General features: G+C 45.1%; 1 tRNA gene and 1 rRNA gene. Both read right to left on the reverse strand.

Features of this window, described 5'->3' with window-relative positions:
* Positions 1–109 (reverse strand): 5S ribosomal RNA (rrf, locus tag ACVA54_RS19710); the annotation flags it as partial.
* A gap of 58 nt (positions 110–167) precedes the next feature.
* Positions 168–243 (reverse strand) — tRNA-Thr (locus ACVA54_RS19715).
* Positions 244–370: the final 127 nt, after the last annotated feature.

Here is a 370-nt window from a genome sequence, read left to right on the forward strand (position 1 = left end):
GATGTCCTACTCTCACATGGGGAAGCCCCACACTACCATCGGCGCTATTTCGTTTCACTTCTGAGTTCGGCATGGAATCAGGTGGGTCCAAAATGCTATGGTCGCCAAGTAAAATTTTGTTCGTTTTGCTTTATATTCTTTTCAAGAATACAAAGCAAAACGGTAAATGGTGCTGATACCCAGAATCGAACTGGGGACCTCATCCTTACCAAGGATGCGCTCTACCGACTGAGCCATATCAGCATATTGCTTTCGTCCTAAGGACTAAAAATCCCGTTGTTGAAACTGGATTTTTAAATTAAAAGCCTGGCGATGTCCTACTCTCACATGGGGAAGCCCCACACTACCATCGGCGCTATTTCGTTTCACT

Source organism: Vibrio sp. PNB23_22_6 (assembly GCF_052877535.1).